10 protein-coding genes are annotated in these 13,542 nt (G+C 65.5%); all 10 read left to right on the top strand.

The annotated features are described in order from the left end of the window. Positions 1–194 precede the first annotated feature (194 nt). The 10 genes from AB0362_RS26140 (at position 195) to lpqB (ending at position 13,495) form a co-directional block, all read left to right on the top strand. Complete coding sequence (locus AB0362_RS26140; protein ID WP_300520874.1) at positions 195–1,577, top strand: phosphomannomutase/phosphoglucomutase; 1,383 nt, start codon at positions 195–197, stop codon at positions 1,575–1,577. Between the two features lie 72 nt (positions 1,578–1,649). Beyond that, the gene (locus AB0362_RS26135) at positions 1,650–2,792 is read left to right on the top strand and encodes a tobH protein (RefSeq protein WP_068045700.1); all 1,143 of its coding nucleotides are present in this window, start codon (positions 1,650–1,652) and stop codon (positions 2,790–2,792) included. After that, entirely contained in the window at positions 2,792–4,021 is a 1,230-nt protein-coding gene (manA, locus tag AB0362_RS26130; RefSeq protein WP_094642319.1) for a mannose-6-phosphate isomerase, class I, read from the top strand. Before AB0362_RS26135 ends, manA begins: the two co-directional genes overlap by 1 nt. A 159-nt stretch (positions 4,022–4,180) precedes the next feature. Then, positions 4,181–5,698, top strand: coding sequence for an amino acid permease (locus AB0362_RS26125; protein ID WP_317808787.1), 1,518 nt, complete (start codon positions 4,181–4,183; stop codon positions 5,696–5,698). Between the two features lie 269 nt (positions 5,699–5,967). Then, the gene (locus AB0362_RS26120) at positions 5,968–7,071 is read left to right on the top strand and encodes an alkane 1-monooxygenase (RefSeq protein WP_149405447.1); all 1,104 of its coding nucleotides are present in this window, start codon (positions 5,968–5,970) and stop codon (positions 7,069–7,071) included. Between the two features lie 123 nt (positions 7,072–7,194). Then, on the top strand, positions 7,195–8,679 hold the full coding sequence (gene ahcY / locus AB0362_RS26115; RefSeq protein ID WP_149405448.1) for an adenosylhomocysteinase: 1,485 nt from the start codon (positions 7,195–7,197) through the stop codon (positions 8,677–8,679). 11 nt (positions 8,680–8,690) lie between these two features. Continuing rightward, complete coding sequence (locus AB0362_RS26110; RefSeq protein ID WP_149405449.1) at positions 8,691–9,356, top strand: dTMP kinase; 666 nt, start codon at positions 8,691–8,693, stop codon at positions 9,354–9,356. Between the two features lie 4 nt (positions 9,357–9,360). Next, positions 9,361–10,038 carry an MtrAB system response regulator MtrA gene (gene mtrA, locus AB0362_RS26105; protein WP_027496508.1) on the top strand — a complete coding sequence of 226 codons (678 nt, stop codon included), beginning with the start codon at positions 9,361–9,363 and terminating at the stop codon, positions 10,036–10,038. Beyond that, positions 10,035–11,720 carry an MtrAB system histidine kinase MtrB gene (gene mtrB / locus AB0362_RS26100; RefSeq protein ID WP_149405450.1) on the top strand — a complete coding sequence of 562 codons (1,686 nt, stop codon included), beginning with the start codon at positions 10,035–10,037 and terminating at the stop codon, positions 11,718–11,720. The genes mtrA and mtrB overlap by 4 nt, the downstream gene beginning before the upstream one ends. Then, positions 11,720–13,495: an MtrAB system accessory lipoprotein LpqB gene (gene lpqB / locus AB0362_RS26095; RefSeq protein ID WP_283347168.1), complete on the top strand. Its 1,776-nt coding sequence runs from the start codon at positions 11,720–11,722 to the stop codon at positions 13,493–13,495. The genes mtrB and lpqB overlap by 1 nt, the downstream gene beginning before the upstream one ends. The last annotated feature ends 47 nt before the right edge of the window (positions 13,496–13,542 follow it).

Raw genomic sequence — 13,542 nt, 5'->3', positions numbered from 1 at the left:
AGCCCGAGCACACCGAGTGTGGTGTGCGCCGGTCCGACTGGCCGGTCCGTCTGCCGTCTGGCAAGGTTCGACGAGCAGGACCGAAACGGACAGCTGCGGTATGCCGATACTCGGTGTGGATCGCACCGCTACCGACGCTCGATTTCCGACGCCGATGTGCGGCGTCGTCAAGAACGATCACCAGGAGAATCTTCGTGGCCCGAACCGCAGAGTCCGTCAACGCCGTCATCAAGGCATACGACGTCCGTGGCGTCGTAGGTGAACAGATCGACGAGGCGTTCGTGCGTGACGTCGGTGCATCGTTCGCGCGACTGGTTCGCGACGAGGTAGGGGCCGCGCGCTCGGTCGTCATCGGCCACGACATGCGTGATTCCTCGCCCGCACTGTCACGGGCGTTCGCCGACGGCGTCACCGCTCAGGGCCTCGACGTGGTGCACATCGGGCTGGCGTCGACGGACCAGCTCTACTTCGCCTCCGGCATGCTCGATTGCCCGGGAGCGATGTTCACCGCCAGTCACAATCCGGCGAAGTACAACGGGATCAAGCTCTGCCGCGCCGGTGCCAAGCCGGTGGGTCAGGACACCGGCCTGGCCACGGTCAAAGCCGAATTGGTGGACGGGGTACCGGAGTTCGACGGGCCGTCCGGAACAGCGACATCGCGAGATGTGCTCGACGAATACGCGCAGTTCGTCCGAGACCTGGTCGATCTGTCGGGAATCGGATCCATGAAGATCGCCGTCGACGCCGGAAACGGAATGGGCGGTCACACGGTGCCCGCGGTGTTCGGGCCGTTGCCGGTGACGATCGAGCCGCTGTTCTTCGAGCTCGACGGCAGCTTTCCCAATCACGAGGCCAATCCGCTCGATCCGGCGAACCTGGTGGATCTCCAACGTTTCGTCGTCGAGACCGGTGCCGATATCGGACTCGCCTTCGACGGCGACGCGGATCGGTGCTTCGTCGTCGACGAGAAGGGCGACCCGGTCTCGCCGTCCGCAGTCACCTGCCTGGTGGCCGAGCGGGAACTGGCCAAGGAACCGGGCGCGGTGGTCATCCACAATCTGATCACCTCACGCGCGGTTCCGGAATTGGTCACCGAGCTCGGTGGCACACCGGTTCGTACCCGAGTGGGGCACTCCTTCATCAAGCAACAGATGGCCGACACCGGGGCGATCTTCGGCGGCGAGCACTCCGCGCACTACTACTTCCGTGACTTCTGGGGTGCAGACTCGGGCATGCTCGCCGCGCTGCACGTTCTCGCCGCACTGGGGGCACAGGACCGTCCGCTGTCGGAAATGATGGCCAGCTACGAGACCTACAGTGCATCGGGCGAGATCAACTCGACCGTCGACGACGCCGCCGAACGCACCGAGGCGGTCCTGGCGGCATTCGCCGATCGGACTGCCGGCATCGACCGACTCGATGGGGTGACGGTCGATCTTGCCGACGGTGCCTGGTTCAACCTCCGAGCCTCGAACACCGAACCGCTGCTTCGGCTGAACGTCGAAGCACGCACCGAAGCGGACGTCGATGCGCTTTCGACAGAGATATTGAGCATCGTTCGCGCCGGACTGGAATAGTGGTTACCGAGGGTTCATCAGTGGGTATACAGCGGTTTCGCGCAGGGTGACGTAAGGGGAGGTGTCGCAGCCATGACGGCAGTGTCGTCTCTGGTCGATCTCGACGATTCGGATGCTCTCATCGCAGCCGATCGTGAGGGCTCCTTGCGTAGCGCAGCGCTGGCGGGCGCGCAGGTGCGCGCCGTCGCGACCGCGGTCGACGAGTCGGTCCTGGAGCGGTTGGCCGATCTGCGTCCCCGAAGTGTGGTGATCGTGACCGGCGACGGGCGGAGCAGCCGGGCGGCGTCCCTGCTCGTCGCCGCGCTCGGTGATCGCCTGGGGGTGCCCCTGGTCCGAAGCACCGGAACCCCGCCGTGGATCGGCCCGCTCGACGTGGTGGTGGTGGCGGGCGACGACGCCGGGGATCCGCGACTGGCCGAGTCGGTGGACGCGGCAGCCCGGCGTGGGGCCGAAGTCGTCGTGGTCGCCCCGGAGGAGGGGCCCTTGCGCGCCGTCCGGGGAGCAAGAGTCATGTGGCTTCCGCCGCGAATCGCAGTTCGTGACCACAATGCTCTGATGCGCTACCTCGCGGCCTTCGTGGCCGTACTCGGGGCGGTTGCCGGCGGATCGTGGAAGACGTTGCTGCCCAATTTGTCTCGACTTGCGGACCTGCTCGACGCGGAAGCGGTACGAAACAGCCCGTCCAACGAGATGTTCCACAATCCGGCCAAGGCCCTCGCAAGTGGGTTGAACGGTCGGCGTGTGGTGCTGACCGGGGCCAGTCCTGCCGCAGTCGAGGTGGCTCGGCACGGCAGCGAGGTGCTGCTGCGGGTGGCGGGTGTCGTCGTCGGTGCGGGGGAGTTGGGCGACGTCATTGCCGCGTCCATCCGGGCGTCGGTTGTCGAATCGTCGCGCACACCACAGACATTCGACTCGTTCTTTCACGACGAGCAGCTCGACGGGCCGCCACCGGCGCTGCCGATGCGCGTCGTCGTGGTGGCCTCGGACGCCGATCGGGCGATGACCGAACGACGAATTGCCGGTGTTCCGGAATCGGAGTTGTTGCTCGCCGATTCGAGTGAAGCGCTGTTCGGCGGCGACCGCGCGAGATCCGAATTCGACAACCCCGCACCGGCACCGGATCCGGATAGACTCTCGGTGCTCGACACGATGTCCGTGTTGGCGACGCGGTTGGACACCACTGCCGCGTATCTGCTGTTGATGGGCGGTAGCTAGTGCAGCTCTTGCGAGGCGCGGTTCGGTCCTACGCATGGGGTTCGCGAACAGCACTGGCTCGAATTCAAGGCCGGCCGGTGCCGTCCGATCATCCCGAGGCCGAGATCTGGCTCGGAGCTCACCCGGCCGACTCCGCGCACGTGGTGCACGAGGGCGGCAGTACGCCACTGCTCACGCTGATCGACGGAGATCCGGGCACTCACCTGGGCGGCTCCGCGCAACATTTCGAGTCACGCCTGCCGTATCTGCTGAAACTGCTTGCCGCAGAAGAGCCGTTGTCTCTGCAGGCGCATCCCAGCAGCGCTCAGGCCCGTGAAGGCTTCGCTCGCGAGAACGCCGCGGGTGTCCCCATCGATTCACCGGTACGGAACTACCGGGATCCGAACCACAAGCCCGAACTGATCGTCGCCCTCACGGAGTTCGAGGCGTTGGCGGGTTTCCGGCGGCCCACCGACACCGTCGAACTGCTCGACGCGTTGGCCGTCCCCGCCTTGGGCGGGTATCGAACCCTGCTGGCCGCTCAGCCCGATGCTTCCGGTCTGCGCACGGTGTTCACCTCGTGGATCACGTTGCCGGGGCAGGCATTGGACGACATCCTGCCTGCGGTCGCCCAGGGGTGCATCGACTATCTTTCCGGTCCCGCACGCTCGGACGGTGGACGATTCGCCGCCGAGGCCAGAACTCTGCTCGAGCTGGGGGAGTCGTATCCTGGTGACGCCGGAGTGCTCGCGGCGCTGCTGCTCAATCGGGTCACATTGACTCCCGGTCAGGGCCTGTACCTCGACGCCGGAAACCTGCATGCGTACCTGCGCGGGACGGGCGTGGAGATCATGGCGAACTCCGACAACGTGTTGCGCGGAGGACTGACACCCAAGCACGTCGATGTCCCGGAACTGCTGCGCGTGTTGGATTTCGAGCCGGCCGATCTTTCGCCCATCACCCCGGGTGCCGACGATCGACCGACCTACCTGTATTCCACGCCTGCACCCGAATTCGCGCTGAGCCGGACTGCGGTGGCGGCGGGGGAGACGGTCGCCGTGCCCGGCTCCGGCCCGAGAATCCTGCTGTGCACGAGTGGCACCGTCGTGGCCGCCACGAAGGGCACCCAGTTCGGGCTGACGGTGCCGCAGGGCAGCTCTGCCTGGATACCCGCTGCAGACGAATCCGTCACCGTGACCGCCGAGTCGGGCGAGGCCGAGGTCTTCGTGGCCTCCGTCGGACGCGTGTAGATCGGGCAATTCGGTCATCGTTGCGCCGCTTGCGGTTTCGGACTGCGTAATTGTGCGAACGGTCCGCCCGGAGGCAATAGTCTGATGCCACAGTGAATCGAAGTGACGGATGAGTTCGGTGATCCGTCGACAGATGTGAAGTGGCGATACGGAGACCCGATGACCAGAGCAGACCGGCCCGCGAAGAACCCACGCACGACGGGTTGGTTCCGGACCAAATCGATCGAGCAGTCGATCCAGGACACCGACGAACCGGACACCAAGCTCCGGAAAGAACTCGGATCCTGGGATCTGACCGTGTTCGGTGTCGCCGTCGCCGTCGGTGCCGGCATCTTCACCCTGACCGCGCGGACCGCCGGAAACGTTGCGGGACCGGCAGTGTCGTTGGCCTTCGTGCTCGCGGCCATCGCCTGCGGACTCGCGGCGCTGTGTTACGCGGAGTTCGCGTCGACGGTGCCCGTGGCCGGAAGCGCGTACACGTTCTCGTACGCGGCGTTCGGTGAGTTCATCGCCTGGATCATCGGATGGGATCTCATCCTCGAGTTCGGCCTCGCAGCCGCGGTGGTGGCGAAGGCGTGGTCGCTCTATCTGGGCGATCTGCTCGGTACGGCCGCTCCGGTGCTCGAGATCGGTTCACTGAACTTCGATTGGGGTGCACTGCTGATCGTGGTGGTCCTGACGGTGCTCATCGCATCGGGCACCAAGTTGTCCTCGCGGGTGTCGCTGGTCATCACCGCGATCAAGGTGATCGTCGTGCTGTTCGTCGTCGTACTCGGAGCCTTCTACATCAAGGTCGCCAACTACGACCCCTACATTCCGCCGTCGGAACCGGGATCCACGGGCGAGGGACTGCATCAATCTCTGCTCTCGTACGTCACCGGCGCGGGAGGCAGCACATTTGGTTGGTACGGACTGCTGGCCGCGGCGTCCCTGGTGTTCTTCGCATTCATCGGATTCGACGTGGTGGCGACGACCGCCGAAGAGACCAAGGAACCGCAGAAGGCACTTCCCCGCGGAATCCTCGGGTCGCTCGCGATCGTCACCGTGCTGTACGTGGCCGTCACTCTGGTTCTGACCGGGATGGTCAAGTACACGGATCTGGCCGGTGACAGTTCCACGCTGGCGACCGCATTCGAGCTCAACGGACTGACCTGGGCCAAGAACATCATCTCGTTCGGCGCACTCGCCGGTCTGACGACCGTGGTGATGGTGTTGATGCTCGGGCAGACCCGGGTGCTGTTCGCGATGTCGCGAGACGGACTGGTGCCGCGTGCATTGGCACACACCGGAAAGAAGGGCACGCCGGTCCGAACGACGATTCTGGTCGGTGTCATCGTCGGCCTGCTCGCCGCTTTCGTTCCGCTCGGCACGCTGGAGGAGATGGTGAACATCGGCACGCTGTTCGCGTTCGTGCTGGTCTCTGCCGGGGTTCTGGTACTACGCCGAACTCGACCCGACCTCGAGCGTGGTTTCCGCGTTCCCTGGGTTCCCCTGGTGCCGATCCTCGCGGTCCTCGCGTGCCTGTGGTTGATGCTGAACCTGTCGGTCGAAACATGGCTGCGCTTCCTGGTCTGGATGGCTGCCGGTGTCGTCATCTACGTCGTGTACAGCAGGCGGCACTCGGTGATGGGACTGCGGGAAGCCGAGAAGGCTCGTACCGACAGGTCGGGGAACTGACCCCGGCATCGGCGACGCGGATGCACCGACTCACGTTCCGACCAGGAACTTTCCGCTCAATTTAGATAGCGTCACATCAAACCGCTGGAATGTTATACCCTCGAAAACAGACTTGGAGGACTCAAAAAGTTCGATGAGAGGGTGTTGCAACAGTGAGTGTGGACGGCCGAATTCCTTCGTTGGAGGGTTCGGGTGTCGCTTTCGGGGGGCGGGATTCGAAGGCCAGTGAGCGGTCGGTTCGCTGGCAGGACAACAAACGATATCTATGGATGCTGGGGCTGCTGGCCCCGGCGTCGGCATTGCTGCCGTCGCAGTTGGTCTACTGGACGGGCATGCCGCTGTTCTGGTGGAGCGGCGTGCTGGTGTTCTTCGTGATCATTCCGGTGATCGACGTGATCGCAGGCGAGGACGGGCACAATCCGGACGCTTCGGCCAGTGAAAAGCTGCAGAACGACCGGTACTACCGGTGGTGTACGTACCTCTTCCTGCCCGTTCAGTTCGTCGGGCTCTTCGTCGCCTGCTGGATGTGGGCGTACGGCGATCTGAGCGTGGTGGACAAGATCGGCCTCGCAGTCACAGTCGGTCTGGTGGCAGGTACCGGCATCAACGCGGCCCACGAACTGGGCCACCGCATCGAGCAGCACGAGCGGTGGCTGGCCAAGATCGCCCTGTCTCAGACGCTGTACGGGCACTTCTTCGTCGAACACAATCGCGGACACCACGTTCGAGTGGCGACGCCCGACGACCCCGCGAGCGCACGACTGGGCGAGAGCGTGTGGAGCTTCGTGCCGCGCAGCACGATTCTGGGCCTCGGCTCCGCATGGAAGCTCGAGTCGCAGCGACTTCGGCGCAAAGGCCGCTCGGTCGCAAGCCCGACCAATGCCCTGCTGCACACGTGGCTGCTCAGCCTGGTGCTGTTCGGCGCGCTGTTGATCGTGTTCGGCTGGTCCATCGCGCCGTACCTGCTGTTGCAGGCCGTCGTCGGATTCGTGCTGCTCGAGATGGTGAACTACGTGGAGCACTACGCCCTGCTCCGGGAAACCAACGATCGCGGCAGATACGTTCGGTGCTCGCCCCGCCACAGCTGGAACAGCGACAGGATCTGCACCAACATATTTCTGTACCACTTGCAGCGACACAGTGACCACCACGCCAATCCGGGCAAGCGCTACCAGACCCTGCTCTCCTGCGACGAGGCGCCGCAGCTCCCTGCCGGCTACGCCTCGATGGTGATGCTCGCCGCAATTCCGCCGCTGTGGCGTCGGGTCATGGATCCGCGGGTACTGGCGCACTACCAGGGAGATATCACCCGAGCGAACATCCTGCCCCGCAAACGGGCTCGAATCCTGGCGCGAGCCGGACGAAACGGATAGCGCGGGTCTCGACAATCGGTCGCAGGCGACAGGCTCCACCTCTGCACTTCCGGGCAGTCGGAGCCCGAAGCGTGCGGACCCGATAGCCTGGACGGCAGACACTCAGTCAACAGGAGAGGCAAGATGACGACCTCAGTTACGTCAGGATCGGCACTCACCGTGGAACACCGCGGTGGAATCGACTTCAAGGTCGCGGACCTGTCCCTCGCGGAATTCGGCCGCAAGGAAATTCGGCTCGCCGAGCACGAGATGCCCGGTCTGATCGCGCTGCGTCGCGAATACGCCGACGTACAGCCGCTCAAGGGAGCGCGAGTTTCGGGATCGCTGCACATGACCGTGCAGACCGCGGTGCTGATCGAGACGTTGGTTGCGCTCGGAGCCGAGGTGCGGTGGGCGTCGTGCAACATCTTCTCCACCCAGGATCACGCAGCAGCGGCCGTCGTCGTCGGCCCGTACGGCACCGTCGAGGAGCCCAAGGGCGTCCCGGTGTTCGCGTGGAAGGGCGAGAGCCTCGAAGAGTACTGGTGGGCGGCGGAGCAGATGCTCACCTGGCCCGATCAGCCCGCCAACATGATTCTCGACGACGGCGGCGACGCAACGATGCTGGTACTGCGCGGCGCGCAGTTCGAGAAGGCAGGCGTGGTTCCGCCGACCGACGACGATCACGATTCGGACGAGTACAAGGTGTTCCTCGGCCTGCTGCGTCGTTCGCTCGAGGCATCGAAGTCCAAGTGGACCGAGGTTGCCGCGTCCGTGCAGGGCGTCACCGAGGAGACCACCACCGGCGTGCTGCGGCTGTACCAGTTCGCAGCTGCGGGTGAGCTCACGTTCCCCGCCATCAACGTCAACGACTCCGTCACCAAGAGCAAGTTCGACAACAAGTACGGCACCCGCCACTCGCTGATCGACGGCATCAACCGCGGCACCGACGTCCTCATCGGTGGCAAGGCCGTTCTGGTCTGTGGCTACGGCGACGTGGGCAAGGGCTGCGCCGAGGCGCTCAAGGGCCAGGGTGCACGTGTGACCGTCACCGAGGCCGACCCGATCAACGCCCTGCAGGCGCTCATGGACGGCTTCGACGTGCGCACGGTCGAGGAGTTCATCGAGCAGGCCGACATCGTGATCACCTCGACGGGCAACCTGTCGATCATCACGTTCGAGCACATGCGCAAGATGAAGCACCAGGCCATTCTGGGCAACATCGGCCACTTCGACAACGAGATCGACATGGCCGGTCTGGAGAAGGCCCCCGATGTCACGCGGATCAACATCAAGCCGCAGGTCGACGAGTACCAGTTCAAGGACGGGCACTCGATCATCGTGCTGTCCGAGGGCCGTCTGCTCAATCTCGGCAACGCCACGGGCCACCCGTCGTTCGTCATGAGCAACAGCTTCTCCAACCAGGTCATCGCTCAGATCGAACTGTGGACCAAGCCGGACGAGTACGACAACGAGGTCTACCGCCTGCCCAAGCACTTGGACGAGAAGGTCGCGCGCATCCACGTCGAAGCGCTCGGTGGCTCGATCACCAAGCTCACCAAGGAGCAGGCCGAGTACATCGGCGTCGACGTCGAGGGCCCGTACAAGCCCGAGCACTACCGCTACTGACCGCACCGTCAGTGGGAAAACTGTTCGTCATCGAAGGAGTCGACGGAGCGGGCAAGAACACGCTCGCCCGTCGGCTCGTTTCGGCGTGGCAACGTGAGGGCCTGTCGGTCGAGCGCATCGGGTTTCCCCGGTACGGCCGGTCGGTGCACGCCGATCTGGCGGCCGAGGCGTTGCACGGCGAGCACGGTGACACCGCGGGCAGCGTGCACGCGATGGCTCTGATGTTCGCGCTCGATCGCCGGGACGCGGGCGACGAGATCCGAAAGTTGCTCTCGGACAACGACATCGTTCTCCTCGATCGGTACGTGGCATCCAATGCCGCCTACACCGCGGCTCGGCTGGAGCAGTCCGTGGACGGCGAGGCCGTCGAATGGATCAGGTCGCTCGAATTCGATCGATTCGCAGTGCCCGTTCCCGATGTCCAGATTCTCCTCGACGTCCCGGTGGCGCTCGCCGCCGAGCGTGCGGCGGCCCGTGAGAGTGCGGACGTCGCTCGAACCCGGGACGCCTACGAGAGGGACGGCTCACTGCAGAGCCGAACCTCGGCTGCGTACGGCAGGCTCGCGGCCTCGCACTGGGTGTCACCGTGGCGAGTCGTCACCGCCGACGTCGATCCCGATCGACTCGCCGCCGACATGTTCAATCAGCCATCAGGCGTTCGGAAAGTGACACCATAGGACCATGAAGCCTCGGATTCTGGTTGTGGACGACGATTCGGCTCTGGCGGAGATGCTCACCATCGTGTTGCGCGGTGAGGGATTCGAGCCTTTCGTGGTCGGCGACGGTACCCAAGCACTGGCGGCCGTGCGCGAGAACCGGCCGGATCTGGTGCTGCTGGATCTGATGCTTCCCGGCATGAACGGCATCGACGTCTGCCGCGTCCTGCGTGCCGACTCGGGCGTGCCGATCGTCATGCTGACGGCCAAGACCGACACCGTCGATGTCGTACTGGGTCTCGAGTCCGGTGCGGACGACTACATCATGAAGCCCTTCAAGCCGAAGGAACTGGTCGCTCGTGTTCGTGCGCGCTTGCGCAGGACCGAGGACGAACCCGCCGAACTGCTGTCCATCGCGGACATCGTCATCGACGTGCCCGCCCACAAGGTCAGTCGCGGTGACGAACTCGTCTCCCTCACCCCGCTCGAATTCGATCTGCTGGTGGCACTGGCGCGCAAGCCACGTCAGGTGTTCACCCGAGAGGTGTTGCTCGAACAGGTCTGGGGCTACCGCCACGCGGCCGACACCCGGCTGGTCAACGTGCACGTGCAGCGTCTGCGCGCCAAGGTCGAGAAGGATCCGGAGAACCCCGAGGTGGTGTTGACCGTGAGGGGGGTCGGCTACAAGGCCGGACCGCCGTGATCCGTCTTTCCCATTCTCGGCGGCGAATCAACGGCAAGTTCTCTCCCGTACTGCGTTGGTTTCGTTCGCTGAGTACGTCGCTAGGCCATGCCTGGCGTCGATCACTGCAGCTGCGCGTCGTCGTGTCGACGCTGACGCTGTCCCTGGTGGTCATCCTCATCCTCGGGGTGGTGTTGACCTCTCAGATCACCGACCGACTACTCGAAGCGAAGCTATCCGCCGCCACCGAGGAACTCGACCGTTCGCGGACCACCGTCGAGGGCAACCTCGCCGGGGCCGACGATTCGAGCGGGCTCGCAACGCGCCTCGAACGAGCCAGGGCGGCGCTGACCAATCAGGACCTGGACGCCGCGTCGACCACCGGGTCGGCGGGATCGTTCGATCCGGTCCTGATCGTGGAAGGCGACGCCACCCGCGCGGAGGCCTCGGTGGGCCCGGTCGATCAGATCCCGAACAGCCTGCGCGACTTCGTCAAGAAGGGCCTGATCAGTTCGCAGTACGCGACGGTGACCGACAGTGACGGCGGGTACTCCGGCTCGGCGCTGATCATGGGATCGCCCACCGGATCCGACATCTCGGCCCTGCAGCTCTATCTCATCTTTCCGTTGGCCAGCGAGGATCGCACGCTCTCGCTCGTACGCGGCACGTTGTTCATCGGCGCAGTGGTGCTGCTGGTGCTGCTCGCGGCGATTGCGATGCTCGTCGCACGTCAGGTGGTTCTGCCCATTCGTTCGGCGTCGAGGATCGCGGTGCGGTTCGCCGACGGCAGGCTCAAGGAGCGCATGCCGGTCCGCGGCGAGGACGACATGGCCAGACTCGCGATGTCGTTCAACGAGATGGCCGAGAGTCTCTCCAAACAGATCACCCAGCTCGAGGAATTCGGCAACCTCCAGCGCCGATTCACCTCCGACGTCAGCCACGAACTGCGCACCCCGCTGACCACTGTTCGGATGGCCGCAGACCTCATCCACGACGCCAGCGACGACCTGGAGCCTGCACTCAAGCGATCCTCGGAGCTGCTGGTCAACGAGCTCGACCGGTTCGAAACCCTGCTCGGTGACCTGCTCGAGATCAGCCGGCACGACGCGGGCGTGGCCGAGCTGGCCGCCGAACAGCTCGACCTGCGAATGTGCGCCCGGGCGGCAGTGTCGACCGTGCGGCACCTGGCGCGCGAGACCGGCACCGAAGTGATCGTCGACATGCCCGAGACCGCAGTCATCGCCGAGGTCGACCCCCGACGGGTGGAACGGATTCTGCGCAATCTGCTGGCCAACGCACTCGACCACGGCGAAGGCAAGCCGGTCCTGCTGCGGCTCCGCTCGGACGCCGACGCGGCCGCATTCGTCGTGCGTGATCAGGGAGTCGGTCTGCGACCAGGCGAAGAGAAGCTGGTGTTCAACCGGTTCTGGCGCTCGGATCCCTCCCGCGTTCGACGATCCGGAGGCACCGGCCTGGGGCTGGCGATCAGCGTCGAGGACGCCCGCTTGCACGACGGTAAGCTCGAGGCGTGGGGAGCACTGGGCGAAGGCGCATGCTTCCGACTCACTCTGCCGCTCGTGCGCGGGCACAAGGTGATCGGATCCCCACTGCCCCTCAAACCCAGCACCAAGAAGTTCGCACAAGGACAACCGATTCCCGCGATCACCGCAGCCAAGACAGCCACGTCGGAGCCCGCGACGTGATCTTCTCGTGCCGTCGCACCCGAGTGCTGGCGATGTGCGCGCTCGTCGTCGCCCTAGTGAGCGGATGCGCCAGCCTTCCCGAGTCGTCCAGCCCCCAGGCCATCGGCACCCTGACCGCAGGTGCCGTGCCCACCAGCGCCCCGGCCCCGGAGCCGGGACGCGAGCCCGACCGCCTGCTGGACGACTTCTTCGAGGCCAGCGCCGTCTCTGCCAACAGACACCAGGCCGCCCGGCAGTTTCTCACCGAGGAGGCGTCGGGAACCTGGGACGACGGCGCACGGACGGTCGTGGCGGATCGGATCGACACCCTGTCCGGTCCAAGAACCGCAGACACCGCGCAGTTCACGATCCGCTCGGCGACGGCCGGGATGCTGGCCTCGGGCGGCGAGTACCAGGCAGGATCGGACACCTTCGACGCCGCGATCGAGATGGCACGGGTGGACGGTCAGTGGCGGATCTCGAAACTGCCGCCCGGTGTCGTCATCGATCGGTCCGCTTTTCTGAACACCTACCAGCAGCGATCGCTCTACTTCGTCGACCCGCTCGGTGGCGTACTCGTGCCCGATGTGCGGTGGACCAGCGGATCGCAGGACCAGCTCGCCAACCAACTCGTGCAACTGCTCATCGACGGCCCCAAGTCCGCGCTGTCGGCCGCGGTGAGCAACGAACTGTCCGACGACGTGAGTATCCGCGGGCCCATCACCAAGGCCGATGGCCAGACCTCACAGGTTGGGGTAGGACTCGGTGGTATCAGGATCGACTTCGGCGGCCTGCAGAACAAGGGTGATCGCGACCGCGAACTGCTTGCTGCGCAGGTGATCTGGACCCTCGCCTCGGCCGAGGTCGCCGGGCCCTACGTGCTGCTCGCCGACGGTCAACCGATCGACACGACCAAGCCCGACGGGTGGACGACCGCAGGCGTCGACTCCTTCGATCCGCTGGGTAGTACCGGCGACGGTGTCGGACTGCACGCACTCGCGTCCGGCCAATTGCTTCGCGTCGACGAGGCGGAGACCACTCCCGCTCCCGGGTACTTCGGGCAGGCCCGCAATCTGCGCTCGGTGGCCCTGTCCAACGACGGCACGCTCGTGGCAGGAGTCGCGGACACCGGACGGCCCGCCCCTGCGCCGTCGAGCACGCTCATGGTCGGCAGCTACGACGGCGGCGCGTTTCCCGTGGCCGAGGGGCAATCGATCACCCGGCCCACCTGGGGAGCCGACGACAACGCGGCCTGGGCGGTGATCGACGGCACCAACGTCATCCGGGCCGCCCGCGATCCTTCCACCGGCCAGGTGTCGGTGATACCCGTCGAGGCCACCGCCGTCACGACACTCGGCAACCGGGTCACCGAACTGCGACTGGCTCGAGACGGAGTGCGAGCGGCGCTCATCGTCGACGGCGTCGTGTACGTGGCAACGGTGGTGCGCGAGCCCTCGGGCGTGTACTCCCTCACCGAGCCGAGGGCCGTGGCCATCGGACTCGGTAGCGACGCCACGAGTTTGGACTGGAGTACCGGCGACACCATCGTGATCGCGCGGGTCGCCACCGACACACCGGTGGTCCAGGTGAGCGTCGACGGATCCCGGATGGATCCGTTGCCGTCACGCAACCTGACCACTCCGGTGTTGGCGGTCGATGCCTCGCCGGAAACGGAGTACGTGGCCGATGCACGGGCCGTGTTCGCCCTCAACAACTCCGATCCGGTCGGCGACCGGTACTGGCGTGAGGTCACCGGTCTGGCCGGAGTGAAAGCTGTGCCCATTCTGCCCGGCTGACGTCGGTCGCAGATGTCTGTCGGTGGGCCGGGGCAGACTCCGCATCC

This window comes from Rhodococcus sp. NPDC079359 (assembly GCF_040702585.1).
Classification (GTDB): domain Bacteria; phylum Actinomycetota; class Actinomycetes; order Mycobacteriales; family Mycobacteriaceae; genus Rhodococcoides.
The sequence above is the reverse complement of the archived record's forward strand: the minus strand, read 5'-3'. Positions and strand labels throughout refer to the sequence as shown.